At 62.6% G+C, this 16,473-nt stretch carries 15 protein-coding genes; 10 read left to right on the forward strand and 5 right to left on the reverse strand.

Annotation, left to right across the window (positions count from 1 at the left end; translation table 11 throughout):
- The coding region (locus tag DL1_RS17660) for a 2OG-Fe(II) oxygenase (RefSeq protein WP_038067867.1) at positions 1-245 on the forward strand (245 nt) is incomplete at its 5' end.
- 625 nt (positions 246-870) lie between these two features.
- On the opposite strand, the gene DL1_RS17670 is transcribed toward DL1_RS17660, so the two are convergent.
- From DL1_RS17670 to DL1_RS17690, 5 genes are all read right to left on the reverse strand, one after another.
- Positions 871-2,400, reverse strand: a complete 1,530-nt coding sequence (locus DL1_RS17670) for a sugar ABC transporter ATP-binding protein (RefSeq protein ID WP_038068781.1) — start codon at positions 2,398-2,400, stop codon at positions 871-873.
- Positions 2,397-3,386: an ABC transporter permease gene (locus tag DL1_RS17675; protein WP_038068783.1), complete on the reverse strand. Its 990-nt coding sequence runs from the start codon at positions 3,384-3,386 to the stop codon at positions 2,397-2,399. The genes DL1_RS17670 and DL1_RS17675 overlap by 4 nt, the downstream gene beginning before the upstream one ends.
- 10 nt (positions 3,387-3,396) lie before the next feature.
- The gene (locus DL1_RS17680) at positions 3,397-4,371 is read right to left on the reverse strand and encodes an ABC transporter permease (RefSeq protein ID WP_038068786.1); all 975 of its coding nucleotides are present in this window, start codon (positions 4,369-4,371) and stop codon (positions 3,397-3,399) included.
- Between the two features lie 142 nt (positions 4,372-4,513).
- Positions 4,514-5,311: an SDR family NAD(P)-dependent oxidoreductase gene (locus tag DL1_RS17685; protein WP_038068788.1), complete on the reverse strand. Its 798-nt coding sequence runs from the start codon at positions 5,309-5,311 to the stop codon at positions 4,514-4,516.
- Positions 5,312-5,389: 78 nt separating this feature from the next.
- Entirely contained in the window at positions 5,390-6,340 is a 951-nt protein-coding gene (locus tag DL1_RS17690; protein WP_038068791.1) for a sugar ABC transporter substrate-binding protein, read from the reverse strand.
- A gap of 347 nt (positions 6,341-6,687) precedes the next feature.
- On the opposite strand from DL1_RS17690, the gene DL1_RS17695 reads away from it, so the two are divergent.
- The 9 genes from DL1_RS17695 to DL1_RS17735 all read left to right on the forward strand — a co-directional run bounded on the left by DL1_RS17695 (position 6,688) and on the right by DL1_RS17735 (position 16,376).
- The gene (locus tag DL1_RS17695) at positions 6,688-8,364 is read left to right on the forward strand and encodes an ABC transporter substrate-binding protein (protein ID WP_038068795.1); all 1,677 of its coding nucleotides are present in this window, start codon (positions 6,688-6,690) and stop codon (positions 8,362-8,364) included.
- A 10-nt stretch (positions 8,365-8,374) separates the two neighbouring features.
- Positions 8,375-9,178, forward strand: coding sequence for an SDR family NAD(P)-dependent oxidoreductase (locus tag DL1_RS17700; RefSeq protein ID WP_038068798.1), 804 nt, complete (start codon positions 8,375-8,377; stop codon positions 9,176-9,178).
- A gap of 78 nt (positions 9,179-9,256) precedes the next feature.
- The gene (locus DL1_RS17705; protein WP_038068802.1) at positions 9,257-10,558 is read left to right on the forward strand and encodes a M24 family metallopeptidase; all 1,302 of its coding nucleotides are present in this window, start codon (positions 9,257-9,259) and stop codon (positions 10,556-10,558) included.
- A 79-nt stretch (positions 10,559-10,637) separates the two neighbouring features.
- Positions 10,638-11,639 carry a thiamine pyrophosphate-dependent dehydrogenase E1 component subunit alpha gene (locus DL1_RS17710; protein ID WP_038068805.1) on the forward strand — a complete coding sequence of 334 codons (1,002 nt, stop codon included), beginning with the start codon at positions 10,638-10,640 and terminating at the stop codon, positions 11,637-11,639.
- A gap of 10 nt (positions 11,640-11,649) precedes the next feature.
- Complete coding sequence (locus tag DL1_RS17715; RefSeq protein WP_038068807.1) at positions 11,650-12,645, forward strand: alpha-ketoacid dehydrogenase subunit beta; 996 nt, start codon at positions 11,650-11,652, stop codon at positions 12,643-12,645.
- On the forward strand, positions 12,635-13,762 hold the full coding sequence (locus DL1_RS21050) for a biotin/lipoyl-containing protein (RefSeq protein WP_248642600.1): 1,128 nt from the start codon (positions 12,635-12,637) through the stop codon (positions 13,760-13,762). The genes DL1_RS17715 and DL1_RS21050 overlap by 11 nt, the downstream gene beginning before the upstream one ends.
- The gene (locus DL1_RS22145) at positions 13,737-14,033 is read left to right on the forward strand and encodes a hypothetical protein (protein WP_038068810.1); all 297 of its coding nucleotides are present in this window, start codon (positions 13,737-13,739) and stop codon (positions 14,031-14,033) included. Before DL1_RS21050 ends, DL1_RS22145 begins: the two co-directional genes overlap by 26 nt.
- A 14-nt stretch (positions 14,034-14,047) precedes the next feature.
- Positions 14,048-15,478, forward strand: coding sequence for an NAD-dependent succinate-semialdehyde dehydrogenase (locus tag DL1_RS17730; RefSeq protein ID WP_038068812.1), 1,431 nt, complete (start codon positions 14,048-14,050; stop codon positions 15,476-15,478).
- Positions 15,479-15,488: 10 nt separating this feature from the next.
- The gene (locus tag DL1_RS17735) at positions 15,489-16,376 is read left to right on the forward strand and encodes a 2-oxo acid dehydrogenase subunit E2 (protein WP_051693658.1); all 888 of its coding nucleotides are present in this window, start codon (positions 15,489-15,491) and stop codon (positions 16,374-16,376) included.
- Positions 16,377-16,473: the final 97 nt, after the last annotated feature.

Genomic DNA, 16,473 nt, shown 5'->3' on the forward strand with positions numbered 1-16,473 from the left:
CGGATATTGGCGGCGGGCCGATTTCGGCCAAGCGCAAGCTGACGCTGGTGCTGCAACTCTCGCCCCCGGATGCCTATGAGGGTGGCACGCTGGAGGTGATGCCCGGTGCGCAGGTGCTCGAGGCCAGCCGGGCGCAGGGCTGTGTGACCGTGTTTCCCAGCTTCACGCTGCATCAGGTCACCCCGGTCCGCAGCGGCGTGCGTCATTCGCTGACCGTCTGGGCGCACGGGCCTGCGTTCCGGTAGGATGGACGAGCGGCGAACAAACCTGCGGCTTTTTGTCCGTTACCGAACAAATCCAACAAGGGCACAGGACCACCAAGTATCGCAATATGAAGACATCTCCCGCGGTCTCGATCACCGAGCTTAGGTCGGGCCGGTTCCCATGAACGTCTCACGACCCGGACCCCTCAGCCCAGAGACGGAAGTCGTCCGGGTCGCGGATCAAGATCCCTCTCATGAGAGAACATCTGCACGCGCCGCACCGGCTCCTGCCCGCAGGAACCTTGATCGGAGCCGGTCAGGAAACCCGTCGCTCCCGGCGCGCGAAAGCTCTCAGATTCCGCACTGTTCGCCGCGAGGATGCGCGACACAGCGTGATCCAAAAATCAAAAGACGGGACACGATGGCGGGCTGGTTGGGCCATTGCGCTCGAAGACCCCGATCCGACGCAGCGCCTCACCCAGTCGGTCCTTGCGCTCGAAGAGGGCCGCACCCTGGCACAAGCGCGCGGCCTGAATACCCTCTTCCTGCGGGGCAGGCGTGATGGCACGCTCGACCCAATCACCACCGGTCCGCTCTTTGCAGAGCGCGCACAGACACGGGCCGTCATAGACCAGAGAGCGACCGGGTACTGCCCGCACCAGATGCGTCACGCCACCTTGTCGGTCTCAATGCCAGAGATCGCGGCGACGAGGTTGTCTTCGGTCACTTCCTCGGTCGTAAAGCTGCGCATGATCCGGCCATGGAACATCGCCACGATCCGGTCCGAGACATGCATCACCTCGGGCATCTCCGACGAGATCACGATCACCGCATAGCCTTCGCCTGCAAGCGTGCGGATCAAGTCGTGGATCTCGGATTTGGACCCGACATCAATGCCGCGCGTCGGCTCGTCCACGATCAGAATGCGCGGGTTCATCGCAAGCCATTTTCCGATGACGATCTTTTGCTGGTTCCCGCCCGAGAGGTTCCCCACCGCCTGACGCCAGCTTGGCGTCTTGATCTTGAGCGCCTCGTAATAGCGATCGAAGATCGCGATCTCGGCCCCGTCGGACACGAACGGCCCCTTGGTCAGATCACCGACCTGCGGCAGCGTGATGTTGTCGCGGCAATTCATACCGAGCACGAGCCCCTGCTCCTTGCGGCTTTCGGGCACCAGAGAGATGCCTTTCTTGATCGCATCGGCGGGCGATGAAATCTCGACCTCCGTGCCGTCGATCAAGATGCGCCCCGCCGAGGGTTTGCGCAGGCCAAAGAGCGTCTCTGCGATCTCGGTGCGCCCGGCGCCGACCAACCCATAGAAGCCCAGAACCTCGCCCTCGCGCAGCTCAAAGCTGACATCCTCGAACAGCTTGCCACAGCTCAGCCCCTCAACCTGAAGCGCGACCTTGCCGGTCTTTGCCGCAGCCCTGCGCCGCGTCAGATCCAACGCGCGTCCGATCATCAGCTGAATGACCTCGTCCTCATTGGTTTCGGATTTGATCAAGGTGCCGCGATAGCCGCCATCGCGCAGCACAGAAATCCGATCCGCCAGCGTGAAGATCTCGTCCATGCGGTGCGAGATATAGACGATGCCTGCGCCGCGCGCCTTGAGGTCGTTGATGATATCGAACAGAACCACTTTCTCGGCATCGGTCAGCGAGGCTGTGGGTTCGTCGAACACGACCACTTTCGCCTCGACCGTCAGAGCGCGCGCAATCTCGACCATCTGCTGATTGGCAATCGAGAGCGTGCCGACCTGCCGCTTGGAATCGAACCCGCATTTGAGCCGGTCAAGGATCGCCTGCGCATTGCTGTGAAGCGTTTTCCAATCGACCCGCCCCAAGGATTTGCGCGGCAACTCGCCAAGGTAGATATTCTCGGCGACCGACATTTCCTCGGCAAGGCTCAGCTCTTGGTGGATCAGCACGACGCCGCGCGCCTTGGCCTCAAGCGGGCTGCGCATGGTGACCGCCTCGCCCTCGATATAGATGCTGCCCTCATCGGGCTCATACATCCCGGCCAGCACCTTCATCAGGGTCGATTTGCCCGCGCCGTTCTCGCCCAGCAATGCATGGACTTCGCCCGCGCGCACATCGAAGCCCACGTCATCGAGCGCGCGCACGCCGGGAAATGTCTTCACGATACCCTCAAGCCGCAGCGCGGGCGTATCGGGTTGTGGGATGTGCGATGCGCTCATAGCCGAAGCTCCTCTTTACCCTTGCGATTGAGCTGTTTGTCCAGCAACAAAACGGCGATCAGGATCGAGCCCAGGATCACCAGAACGTAGAAAGCGGGCACCTGCATCAGGTTCATGCCATTGCGCAGAATGCCGATTGCCAGAACGCCTCCGAGCGTTCCCGTGATCGTGCCGGCACCGCCCTTAAGTTTGGTGCCTCCCAGCACGACCGAGGTGATGACCCACAGCTCGTAATTGGTGCCAAGGTTGGGGGTGGCTGCCCCCATCTGGCTCGATAGCGTCACTCCGGCCAATGCGGCCAGAAAGCCCACGATCATGAAATTGATCATCATATGCGGCCCGACCCGGATGCCCGCATTCACCGCAGCCGATCGATTGCCCCCCACCGCATAGGTGTTGCGCCCGTGCACGGTGCGCGAGAGCACGAAATGTACGATGGCGGTGCAGATCAGAAACAGCGCGGCCAAGGTCGGGATCGGACCGATGCTGCTCGATCCGAAATCCGAAAAGGAGAAGTTCATTGCGAAGAAGGACTGCTCCTTGGTGTAGACAAAGACCAAGCCGCGCACACCCAGCATGGCCCCCAGCGTGACGATGAACGCATCGACCCCTGTCTTCCACACGATCAGCCCGTTGAGCGCACCCAAGGCAGTGCCCGCCAGAAGGGCCGCGACCACACCGGGCAAGATCGCCCAGTTGCCCCAGTCGGCAAACAGGCTCCAGCCCTGAATATCAACGCAAAGGCTGGCCGCAAGCGCGACCACGGCCCCGACGCTCAGGTCGATATTGCCGTTGATCATCACCAAGGTCATGCCCAATGCGATCACCCCGATGGTCGAGGTCTGCACCAGAATATTCTGAAAATTCTGCAAAGCGAAGAAATACGGATTGGCGAAGCTGAAGAAGATGAAGATCAGCGCGATAAAGCCCCAGATCGGATTGCCAGCCAGCCAGCCCAGCGGAGATTTGAGAACCGAATGTGACATGATCCCCTCCTTATGCGATGGGCGAGAGCAGACGACCGCGCTTGGCTGCGATATCGAGCCAAACCGCGAGGATGATGACGACCCATGTCACCAGCCACTGCACGTAATATTCAAAGCCAAGCAGCAAGAGCCCGTTCTGGATGAAGCCCAGGATCAGAACGCCGATCACAGATTTCCAGATCGTGCCCGAGCCCCCCAGAAGCGAGGTGCCGCCAAGGATCACGCCCGCCAGCACCTGCAGCTCGTAGCCTTGGCCGACATTGTTTTGCGACCCCATCACCCGGCTGCCGAGCACGATGGCGGCAATGGCGACCGTCAGCGCCGAGATCAGATAGGTCGCAAACACCACGCGCGAGCGCCGGATGCCCGAAAACACCGCCGCCGTCGGGTTGCCGCCCGTGGCATAGATCCGGCGTCCGAACGGCGTGTAGGCCATCACCACATGCAGCACGATGGCGCAGATCGCGAAGATCACGATCGGAACCGGAATATCGGCGATATAGCCGCGCCCGAAGATCTTGAACCACGTGGTGTCCTGATGAACGATATCGACATTCTTGCCGCCGCTATAGATCAGGGTCAGGCCCTGAATGGCCGACAGCATCCCGAGTGTCACGATCAGCGAATTGAGCCGCGCGACGCCCACCAAAAGCCCGTTGATTGCCCCCAGACATAAGGTCGCAAGCACCGTCACGACAATCGCCGGACCCGGACCGATCTTGTCATGGAGATCAACCACCAGCACCGTCGAGAAAGACAGCATCGAGCCCACGGACAGATCCAGATTTCCGCCGATCACCACGACCGTGACGCCGAGGGCCATAACCCCGATGATCGCAGAAGACCGCACCACCGAAAAGATGTTCTCCGCCGACAGGAACCTGTCGGAAAACACCGAAAACGCGATCAGAAACAACACGAAAGCAACCAGTATGCCCTGTCGTGCCATCAGCCCTGCAAAGGACTTCAACCCTGAATGGGCCATGCCTCCCCCCTTGTGTTTGCCGCCCGAATCCGGGCCGCTGCGACCTGCCCTATCGGCGGGTATCTCGTGGCGTATATCCGCCATGTGCTCCTCCCTGATCGGGCGCGCCCATGCCTCCCGCATGGCCTGCGCGCCAAAGCGGTCAGACCAATGTCATTCCGCCGTCAATCATGACGATCTGACCCGTCATGTAATCGCTGTCGGATGACGCCAGAAACGTCGTCGTGCCGGTAATATCGGCGGGACGTGCGACACGCCCGCGCAAGATCCCTGCCGAAAACGCCTCCATCGCCTGACCCGGTTTTTCCGCCGCGCCAATCTCCATCAGATCGCGGTCGACCTCATCCCACATTTCCGTGGCAACGACACCCGGCGCAAAGCCCGTGACAGTGATATCATGCCGCGCCAGATCGCGCGCGCCAGATTGCGTCAAAGACACCACGGCCCATTTCGAGGCACAATAGGGCGCGACATTGTCAAACCCCTGCCGGCTTGCGACCGAGGCCGTGTTGACGATCTTGCCGCCACCGCCCTGAGCGATCATCTGCTTGGCGGCCTCTTGCATCCCGATCAGCGTGCCCAGACCATTGATATCCATGATGAAATGCCAAGTATCCTCGGTCACGTCGAGAAAGTTCATCGGTCGATTGACGCCCGCATTGTTGAACATCACGTCGATCCGCCCGAACTGAGCCACCACCGCCGCGATCATCGCGCGCATGGCCTCGCGGTCGGTCACATTGACCGGGGCCGACATGACCCGCCCACCGGCGGCGGCGGCGCGCGCCTCATTGGCCTTGGCCACCTCTGCGGCCTGCGCGCCGTTGAGATCGGCGAAACACACATCCGCCCCCTCGTCGAGCAGCGCCTCGCCAATCGCGCGACCAATGCCACGCGCGGCCCCGGTCACAAGACAGACCCGTCCCGATACGCGCCCCATACACGCCTCCTGTAAATCTGAAATAAAAGCCGGGCATGGGCGGCCCAGAACGACCGCCCATGCCACCGGGAGGAAGCCTCAGAACACCGGTTTGGTGAATTGCTTCATGTTCTCTTGGGTGATCTCGGGCGTTTTGAAATAGTTCATCTTCGGAACTTTCTTGCCTTCGACCACGTCAATCGCCGTTTTCAGCGCGTTTTCCGCGTCATCCACGGGCGATTGATAGACCGAGCCGTAATATTCGCCCTTGGCCATCGCCTCGTAGCCCACCGCGAAATTGGTAGCGCCGATGAACTTGATATCCTTGGCGCGCCCTGCGGCTTTGGCGGCGTTCAGCGCGCCCACGCCCATATTGTCATCGGCCGCATAGACGCCGTCGATCTTGGGATATTTGACGAGGAAATCTTCCATCACCCGCTGCGACTTCTCACGGTTCCAGTCGCCGGGCTGGGTGTCCATGATCTTCACCTCCGGGCAGGCCTTGGCGAGTTCGTCCTCAAAGCCCTTCTCGCGCTCGATTGCGGTGGTGTAGCCGGGCTTGCCTGCGATCTGCACGATATCGCCCTTGTTGTTGAGCGCCTTGCACATCATATCCGCGGCTTCCTTGCCCTGCTCAATATTGTTGGGACCGGAGAAAGCGGCGATATAGGGCATCCCCTCTTTGGCGATGTTCGAATTGGTGATGACGACCGGAATGCCCGCCTCATGCGCCTTGCGCACCGCCGGGACCACAGCTTTGCCATTGGTCGGCCAGATGATGATCGCCTGCACCTTCTGTTGCGTCAGATCCTGAATCTGCGCGATCTGGCGAGCGACATCGCCACCGGCATCGAGCACGACGACATCGACATTCGGATCTGCCGCCGCAGCCGCTTTGAACGCCTTTTCATAAGTCGTCTGGTAGCTGTCGACGCCCACATTGTTCTGGGTGATGCCGATCTTGATCTTTTCTGCAGACGCCGCACCGGCAAACGCGATGGCCGCCGCCGCCGTCGTGCCCGTTATCAGCACCTTCAAAGTCGTTTTCATGTTTCTTCCTCCCTTGGTCGTTGTCTGACGGCTCGTATCACAAGGCGCTCCTCCTGAACGTCGAGGTGAAACCGAATCCGTCAAGATACGCTGAGAGCATCCCCTCAGAGCGCGACAGATACCGCGTATAATTTATCCAAAATGGATGTTTTTTAGTCCATTTTGGATAAAATCAAACCAGCCCGTCATTCTCACTTCGGACATCTTGCAGGAGGCGCTCAATGCCAAACCCGAAAATCACCCACGGACAATCGCACGTGCAGATGCCAGATCCAAAAAATATCCAGACTGGACAACTTCGCGTACAGCCCTCTGTCCGGGCCGCCGCGCCCCATGGTGAAGGGGCGATGGCCGTCATCGACTTCATGGAGGCATTCGGGCGCGAGGTCGAGCAAACCCTGCCGTTATCTGCGCCCAACCCCTATTTCAGCATGACCGCCCATCTCGTGCGCAAACATCTGGAGGGCAAGATCGTCACGCCCTCCTCGCTCGTCGCGGCCTCGGGTGTGCCCTATGCGACCGCGATGCGCAAACTCTCCGAGATGACCGAAGCCGGCATGATCGAGCAACGCCCTCGCACCAAGTCCGGCAAGACCGTCTCGCTGCATGCCAGCGCGCAGCTGCTGGAAAGCTGGGGGCAGCTTTCGGACCGGGTGCTGCGCCTTGCCAGCGCCCATCTGGGAGCGGCAAGCGAGGCCGAGCACGACTACTATTTTGGCGGCTCGTATCTTGCAGCCCACAGCATCAACCCGCCTGCCGTTCTGCCCGAGCCGCTGGATCTGCCCGGCGGCGTGCGCGTCCTCGTGCATGGCGATCCGACTTTCATGGTGATGGACACGCTCAAGCGGCAGTTCGAGCAGATGATCGGCACCTCGATTTCGCAGCGCGCCTTCTCGATCGACCGGCTCCATGAAGAGGTTCTGCGCAACGCGACCCATAAATCGAGCCGCTACGACATCGTCGCCGTCGACCTGCCCTGGATCGGCGAGTTTGTCAGCAAGGGGGTGCTGCTCCCGCTCGATGAGGTGATGGATATCGAGCGGCTCGATCCGAGCGATTTTCACACCGCAGGCTGGCGCGCGACACATTGGGCCGGACGGCCCTATGGCGTGCCCAGCCAAACGACGCCCGAGCTGTTCTTTTATCGCAAGGACTTGTTCGCGCAGGCGGGGCTGGAGCCCCCGGCGACCACCGACGATGTGCTCCGGGTCGCCGAGCATTTCCACGACCCCGCGCATGGGCGCTACGGGATTGCGTGGAATGCCGCGCGCGGCACGGCGCTTGGCCACACGTTCTTGATGACCTGCGCCGATTTCGGACACCCCGTGCTCAACCTCGCGCCGATTGCGGGCGGGTTTGATGCGGATCATCTGGATCGCGATGATCTGCTGGCGCAGTTTGACAGCCCCGCCGCCGAGGCTGCCGCGGAATATCTGCTGCACCTGATGAGCTACTCGCCTCCCGATATCCTCTCGATGTCATGGTATGAGCGGGTGCGCCCCTATGCCTCGGGTCGGGTGCCGATGGCCTATGGCTATACGCTTCTGGCCCCGTATTTCGAGCTCGATCCCGGCTCGCCCGCCCATGACGCGACGGGCTATCTGCCCCACCCCGCAGGGCCGGGCGGCGCACCGGTGGCGCCGGTGGGCGGCTATATGCTGGGCATTCCCGCCAACCTGCCGCCCGAGCGGCGCGCCGCGGCCGCCGAGGCTCTGATCGCCTTCACATCGCCCGCCGCGCAAAAGCTCTACGTGCTCAATGGCAGCCGCACCGCGCCGCGCTATTCGGTGGGCGCGGACCCGGAAGTTCAGCGCATCTCGACCATCTTTTCGGCGGTCGACGCGATGTCCTGGCGCGACGAATTGCAATTCTGGCCGCGCCCTCCAGTGCCGCAGATCTGCAATCTGTTCGAGATTTGCGGTCAGGAAATTCACGACATGCTGCGCGGCGTCACGACCCCGCGCGCGGCGCTGCAAGCGGTCCAGAAACGGGCCGAGGCGGCGCTTAGACCAAGACCAAGTTAGGGAGGAAAACATGGACCCGCAGAGACTCAAAGGGAAGAACGTGCTGATCACTGGCGGCGCGCAAGGCATGGGGGCGTGCAACGCCGAGCATTTCGCCGAACAGGGCGCGAATGTCTGCCTGGGCGATATTGATCTGAACGCCGCGCAGGCAATGGCTGATCAGATCAACGCGCGCGGCAATGGCAAGGCCATCGCGGTGCGCATGGATGTAACCAAGCGCGAAGACAACGCCGCCGCCGTCGCAGCCACGGTTGAGGCCTTTGGCAGCATCAATGTTGGCGTCTTCAACGCGGGTCTCAACAAGCCCCGGTTCTTCATGGATATCGATGAGGACAACTGGGATCACATCATGTCGGTGAACACCAAGGGCATGTGGCTGGGCATGCAGGAAACCGCCAAGCAAATGATCGCGCAGGGTCCGCAAGAGCATGTCTACAAGCTGATCAATGTGGGGTCTGTCGCCTCGCGCAAGCCGCTGATCGACGTCACGGTCTATTGCACCTCGAAATATGGCTGCCTTGCGCTGACCCATTGCGGCGCGATTGCGCTGGCCGAACATAATATCACCGTCAACGGCTATGCGCCGGGCGTGGTGAAAACCCCGCTTTGGGAGCAGCTCGACAAGGATCTGGTCGATATTGGCTTCAAAGATCATGAGGGGCAGGCCTTTGACGATCTGGCCGAGATCCTCGCGCTCAAGAAGGTCTCCTATCCCGATGACATCAAGGGCACGGCGTCCTTCCTCGTCAGCCATGACAGCGACTACATGACCGGCCAGATGATCCATATCGACGGCGGCTGGGTCATCCAGTGACGCCACGGGGTCAACGCACCCCCTCCCGATCCTCACAGACATATGCAAACGCCCGCGATGGGCGTCAGGAGATTTGCCATGAACACGAACGCTCTCAACCCGCGCATCCTGCAACCCGGTGATATCGACCCGAATTGGCGTTGGGACAAGCACATCCCCGCCTTTGGCCATACCGCCGTGGATTTCGAACGCCGCGTCGATCACGACCGCCTGCGCCGCTACCGGCTCAGCCGCACCAAGGACGCGCTCAAGAAATCCAATTGCGGCTCGCTCCTGACCTTCGATGTGAACAACATCCGCTACATTTCGGGCACCAAGATCGGCGAGTGGGAGCGCGACAAGATGTGCCGCTTCGCGCTGCTGTGCGGCGATGACGAGCCCTATGTCTGGGATTTCGGCTCAGCGGCGGTTCATCACCGCGAATATTGCGACTGGCTCGACCCGGATCGGATGCGCGCAGGCGTGGTCGGGATGCGCGGCACCATCCCGCCGAGCTTCGGCCTGATGAAACGCTATGCCGAAGAAATCGCCTCGCTGATCAAGAAAGCGGGCATGGCCGATATGCCAGTGGGCGTCGATTATGCCGAAACGGCGATGTTCTTTGCGCTGCAGGAGGCCGGGCTGAACGTGGTCGACGGCCAGCAGATCATGCTCAGCGCGCGTGAGATCAAGAATATCGACGAAATCCAACTGCTCAATCAGGCCGCCAGCATGGTCGATGGCGTCTATGACATGATCTGGCACGAGCTGCGCCCCGGCATTCGCGAGAACGATATCGTCGCGATGTCGAACAAGCTGCTCTACGAGATGGGCTCGGATGATGTGGAGGCGATCAACGCGATCTCGGGCGAGCGCTGCAATCCGCACCCGCACAACTTCACCGACCGACTGTTTAGACCCGGCGATCAGGCCTTCTTCGACATCTTGCAAAGCTATCAGGGCTACCGGACCTGCTATTATCGCACCTTCAATATCGGCCGCGCGACCCCTGCGCAAAACGACGCCTATATCCGGTGCCGTGAGTGGCTCGACAACGCGATCGCGCTGATCAAGCCGGGTGTCACGACCGATGTGGTCGCCAAGGCCTTCCCGAAATGCGAGGAGTTCGGCTTCCCCGACGAGCTCTCGGCCTTTGGTCTGCAATTTGGCCATGGTTTGGGGCTGGCGCTGCATGAACGCCCGATCATCAGCCGCGCGGTCAGCCTTGATAACCCGATGGAGATCCAGACCGGCATGGTCTTTGCACTCGAGACCTATTGCCCGGCCACCGATGGCTATTCGGCGGCGCGGATCGAGGAAGAGGTCGTCGTCACCGACACCGGCTGCAAGGTGATCAGCCTGTTCCCCGCCGAGGATCTGCCGATCGCCAATCGCTACTGACATCGCCCTCCCGCGCGCCGTTTGGACCCGGTGCGCGGGAGACCCCGATCTCATGCCAGAACAAGACAGGGAGCGCGTCATGGCCACCGCCAAAAACAAGCGCAAGACAAATACCGAGGACTATCTGCGCATGTATCGCCAGATGGTCCGGATCCGCAGTTTCGAAGACAACGCCAACCAGCTTTATCTTTCGGCCAAGATGCCGGGGCTGACCCATATGTATTCGGGCGAAGAGGCCGTGGCCGTCGGAATCTGCGAGGCACTGACGGATGACGACAAGATCACTTCGACCCATCGCGGGCACGGCCATTGCGTGGCCAAGGGCGCCGAGTTCAAACAGATGTTTTGCGAATTGCTGGGCAAGGCCGAGGGCTATTGCCGTGGCAAGGGCGGCTCGATGCATATCGCCGATCAGAGCCACGGCAATCTGGGCGCCAACGCGATTGTCGGCGGCTCGATGGGGATTGCGACGGGGGCTGCGCTGTCGGCCAAGCTGCAAGGGCGCACGGATGTCACCGTGTGCTTCTTTGGCGATGGCGCAACCGCGCAGGGCCTGTGGTACGAGGTGATGAACATGGCGGCTCTTTGGAAGCTGCCCGTGATTTATGCCTGCGAAAACAATGGCTACTCGGAATACACCAAGACCGATGAGATCGCCGCAGGCTCGCTGACCGCGCGCGCCGAGGCTTTCGGGATCGAGGCGTTCGAGGTCGATGGGCAGGATGTGCTCGCCGTCAATGAACTGGCGCAAACCTTGGTCGCGCGGGCGCGCAAGGGCGAAGGCCCGTTCTTCATCGAACTCAAGACCTATCGCTATCACGGCCACCATGTGGGCGACATCAACCGCGATTATTACCGCTCCAAGGAAGAAGAGACGATCTGGAAGGAGCAGCGCGACCCGATCATCAATTTCGGCGCGTGGCTGACCCGCGAAGGGATCGCGAGCGAGGAGGAGCTGCAAGAGCTCCGCGATGCGGTCAAGGCCGATGCCGAAGCCGCCGTGAGCTACGCGCTCGCCGCGGATTATCCCGATATCAGCGAAGTCGACATGCACGTCTTTGCCCCAAACGATGCCGCCTGAGGAGGAAATCATGCGCGAGATTACCCTATCCAAGGCCGTCAACGAGGCCATCGCCGAAGAAATGCGCCGCGATCCGAGCATTTTCCTGATGGGCGAGGACGTGGCCGAAGCCGGCACGCCGTTCAAAGTGCTCTCCGGTCTGGTCGAGGAATTCGGCACCGAGCGGATCATCGACACCCCGATCTCCGAGCCCGGCTTCATGGGGCTGGCTGTGGGGGCTGCGATGACCGGCTCTCGCCCGATCGTCGATCTGATGTTTGGCGATTTTCTGTTTCTCGTGATGGACCAGCTCTGCAATCAGGCCGCCAAGACGCATTACATGTCGGGCGGCAAGCTCAGCGTGCCGCTGGTGTTGCGCACCAATATGGGCGCGACGCGGCGCTCAGCGGCCCAGCACAGCCAGTCGCTGCACGCGCTCGTGGCGCATATTCCGGGGCTCAAGGTGGCGATGCCGTCCTCGGCCTATGAGGCCAAGGGCCTGATGAAGACCGCGATCCGCGACAACAGCCCGGTTGTGATCTTCGAAGACAAGCTGATGTATAACGACAAGGCCCCGGTCCCCGAAGAGGAGTATCTGATCCCGTTTGGCGAGGCCGCCGTGCTGCGCGAGGGGAGCGATATCACCTTGGTGGGCACCTCTTCGATGGTGCAGGTCGCGCTGGCCGCAGCCGAGACGCTCGCCGCCGAGGGGATCTCGGCCGAGGTCATCGATCCGCGCACCATCGTCCCGCTCGATGAGGAGACGATCCTGACCAGTGTGCGCAAGACCAGCCGTGCGATGGTGATCGACGAGGGCCACCAAAGCTACGGGGTCAGCGCCGAGATCGCCAGCCGGATCACCGAAAAGGCGTTCTACTATCTCGACGCGCCGGTGGTGCGGATGGGGGCTATGGATGTGCCCGTGCCCTTCTCGCCAGCGCTCGAAGATATCACCGTGCCCACTGCCGAGGGCGTGGCCGCGATGGCGCGCCATTTGGTGCGCGGGGAGGCCCGTGATGTCGCATGATGTCATCATGCCCGCGCTTGGGATGGCGCAAGAGACCGGGCTGATCGTGGCATGGCTCAAGGCGCCGGGCGACGCGGTCAAGACGGGCGACCCGCTGATGGAGGTGGAGACCGACAAGGCCACGATGGAGGTCGAGGCGCAGGCCGATGGCTACCTGACCGGCATTCGCGCACAGGCGGGCGAAAACGTGCCCGTGGGCGAGGTCGTGGCCCAGATCTCCGAGTCACAAGAAGAGACAGCGCAAGCACCTGCCCCGCCGCCCGAGGCAGACGCCGAGGCACCGCCCGCGCCCGAGGGGGCTACGGAAATCCCCGAGGGTGCGCAGATCATCATGCCCGCCTTGGGCATGGCGCAGGATACGGGCCACCTGACCGCGTGGCACAAAGCCCCCGGCGACGCTGTGAGCGCCGAGGATATCTTGCTGGAAGTCGAGACTGACAAGAGCGCCGTCGAAGTGCCCGCCGGGCAGTCTGGCTATATCGCCGCCCTGCTGGCCGAACCGGGCGAAGACGTGCCTGTCGGGAACGTGATCGCGGTGATCTCGACGCAAAAGCCGGACGCGCCGCTGATGCGCGGCGCAACGGCCGCCCCCGCGCCCAAGCCGAAAGCCGCATCCCCAAGCCCTGCCCCCGATGCGCCCGCCAAAGCGCGCGAACCGGCCTCGGCGACATCCACTCAGCCCTCTCCGCAGGGCCGCATCCTCGCCTCTCCCAAGATGCGCCATCAGGCAAAGCTTGAGGGGCTCGATCTGGCGCGGCTGGTGGAGGCGGGCGTGCCCCAGCCCTATCACATGGCCGATCTGGAGCAGCTGCGCAGTCTTGCCGATCCGGCACCGCGTGCAGCCGCGACCCATCCGCAAGCCGCAGCGCTGCATCTGAGCGCCGAGCTGCCCGCCGACGGGTTGAGAGATTTCCTGAGCTGGATCGAGACGGAGACCGGCGCGCCTCCCGAGATCCCGGCTGTTCTGGCAGGGTTGGCCGCAGGCGCGCTTGGCCCGGATGGCGCAAGCGGATCGGTCGTGGCGGTCGAACGCTTCGGCCGCAGGGTTGGCCGCAGGCGCGCTTGGCCCGGATGGCGCAAGCGGATCGGCCGTGGCGGTCGAACGCTTCGGCCATAGCCGCCGCTTTGCGCGCCCCGCGCTGCATCCGCTGGGTCACGCGCCTGAAACCGACGACGCCCCAACGCTGATCCTGCGCGATCTGCGGGGCACTGCGCTGACGGGCCTGCATCTGGGCGCAGATGACGCCCCTGTGCTGAGCTTGACCGGACGCAGCTCGCTCACCCTCACCTTAGAGGCGGGCCGCGCGCAGATGACACCTGCCGCAGCGCTCGACCTTATCACCGGATTTGCCGCGCGGCTGGAAATGCCGCTGCGCCATCTTCTCTGACACCGGAGTCTCCCATGGATTACACCGATCTCTATATCAACGGCGCATGGCACAAAGGGGCCGCAGGCGCACGGTTCGATGTGCTCAACCCCGCCACCGAAGAGGTGCTGGCCTCTGTTGCCTCTGCCGAAATCGAAGACGCCAACGCCGCGCTCGACGCCGCAGAGGCCGCCTTCGCAGATTGGGCCGGACGCACGCCGCGCGAGCGCTCTGAAGTCCTGCGCAAAGCGTGGGAGTTGATGACCGCGCGGCTCGACGACTTCGCCCGGCTGATCACGCTTGAAAACGGCAAGGCCCGCGCGGATGCGATGGGCGAGGCCACCTATGCCGCAGAGTTCTTCCGCTGGTTCGCCGAGGAAGCCGTGCGCGCCGATGGCATGATCACCCGCGCCCCGGCCTCTGGCGCGCGCATCGTCGTGCAGCACAAGCCCGCAGGCATCGCAGTACTCGTCACCCCTTGGAATTATCCGGCCGCGATGGGCACGCGCAAGATCGCACCCGCGCTCGCGGCGGGCTGCCCGGTCATCATCAAACCGGCTTCCGAGACGCCGCTGACGATGCTCGCGCTGATGCCGCTTCTGGAAGAGGCAGGCGTGCCCAAGGGGTTGGTCAATGTGCTGCCCTCGACGAATACCGGCCCGCTTGTCGATCACCTGCTGCACGATCCCCGCGTGCGTGTCGTGAGCTTTACCGGTTCAACCGGGGTTGGGCGCAAGCTGCTGCATGCGGCGGCTGACAATGTGCTCAAACCCGCAATGGAGCTGGGGGGCAATGCGCCTTTCCTCGTGTTTGAGGATGCCGATATCGACGCGGCCGTCGAGGGCGCGATGCTGGCCAAGATGCGCAATCTGGGCGAGGCCTGCACCGCCGCGAACCGGATCTATGTGCACGCGGATGTGGCCGAGTCCTTCACCGAGAAATTCACCCAGCGGATGGGCGCGCTTACGCTTGGCAACGGGCTGGAGGCGGGCGTCGATGTCGGCCCTCTGGTCAATGCCGCGACCCGCGACAAGGTGGCAGCCTTTGTCAGCGATGCCGTGGCCAAGGGCGCAGAGCTGCGTCTCGGCGGTCAACTGCCCGAGGGGCCGGGCTATTTCTACCCGCCGACGGTGCTTTTCAACGTACCCGCCGATGCCGATTGCGTGCAGGACGAGATCTTCGGCCCGGTCGGCGCAATTCAGACCTTCACAGAGGAAGAGGACGTGATCGCGCGCGCCAATGACACCGAATATGGCCTTGTCGCCTATGTCTTCACTGGCGAGATGGGCCGCGGCATGCGGATCTGTGAGCGGCTGGATTACGGCATGGTCGGGCTCAATCGCGGCTTGGTCAGCGATCCCGCCGCGCCCTTTGGCGGCACCAAGCAATCGGGGCTGGGGCGCGAGGGCGGCCATGAGGGAATGCTCGAATTCATGGAAACCCAATATATTTCCGCAAGCTGGTGAGGAGATCACGATGAGCTATGTTGCAAGCCCCTCGGTGCGCAGTTACGCCGCGCAAAAAGGCGTCGATCTGGATCAGCTTGCGCAGGCGACGGGGCGCGAGACGCTGGCGCGCGAGGATGTCGATCACGCGGCAGGCAACCCCGGCACGATGACGCCCGCCGGGCCCGATCACAGCCGCTATTGGCAGGTCGATCACGCAGAGCACGGGCCCATCTTGCAAGAGCCGCTCTCGCGTGTCGCGCGGCTCACGGCGGATAATCTCTCGGCGGCCAATGCGATGATCCCGCAGGTCACCCATCACGACACCGCCGACATGCGCGCAATCGAGGCGTTGCGCGGATCGCTGCGCGAGGAGGCCTCCGCGCGCGGGATCAAGCTGACGGCGCTGGCCTTCCACGTCAAAGCGCTGGCGCGATGCCTGCGCGAGTTCGAGCGTTTCAACGCCTCGCTCTCACCAGATGGTGACACTCTGATCCTCAAGGATTTCGTGCATATCGGGATCGCCGTTGATACGCCGCACGGGCTTTTGGTGCCGGTGCTGCGCAATGCCGACCGCCTTGGTCTGTGGGAGATTTCCGCAAAGATCAGCGATCTGGCCAAACGCGCGCAGGCCCGCAAGATTGGCCCTGATGAGATGGGCGGTGCATCGATGACGATCTCAAATCTGGGCGGGCTTGGCGGCACGGCGTTTACGCCGATCGTGAACCCGCCCGAGGTCGCCATTCTGGGTCTGACGCGCACGGCGGTGCAGCCTATCTGGGAGGGCGAATGGATCCCGGTGCCGCTCTGCCCGCTCGATCTGAGCTATGATCACCGTGTGATCAACGGCGCGGATGCGGCGCGCTTTGTCACGCGCTACAGCCAGTTGATCGCGGACCCGCGCAGATTGCTGATCTGAGCCCCTGCCCCGCCAGCCTTTGCGAACGGTACAAGGCCGCAAACGCGCGCCGGGCGGGCCCGATCTCAGGCCCGCCCGACACATCATAGATCAGATC

It is taken from the genome of Thioclava dalianensis (assembly GCF_000715505.1).
Taxonomy (GTDB): domain Bacteria; phylum Pseudomonadota; class Alphaproteobacteria; order Rhodobacterales; family Rhodobacteraceae; genus Thioclava; species Thioclava dalianensis.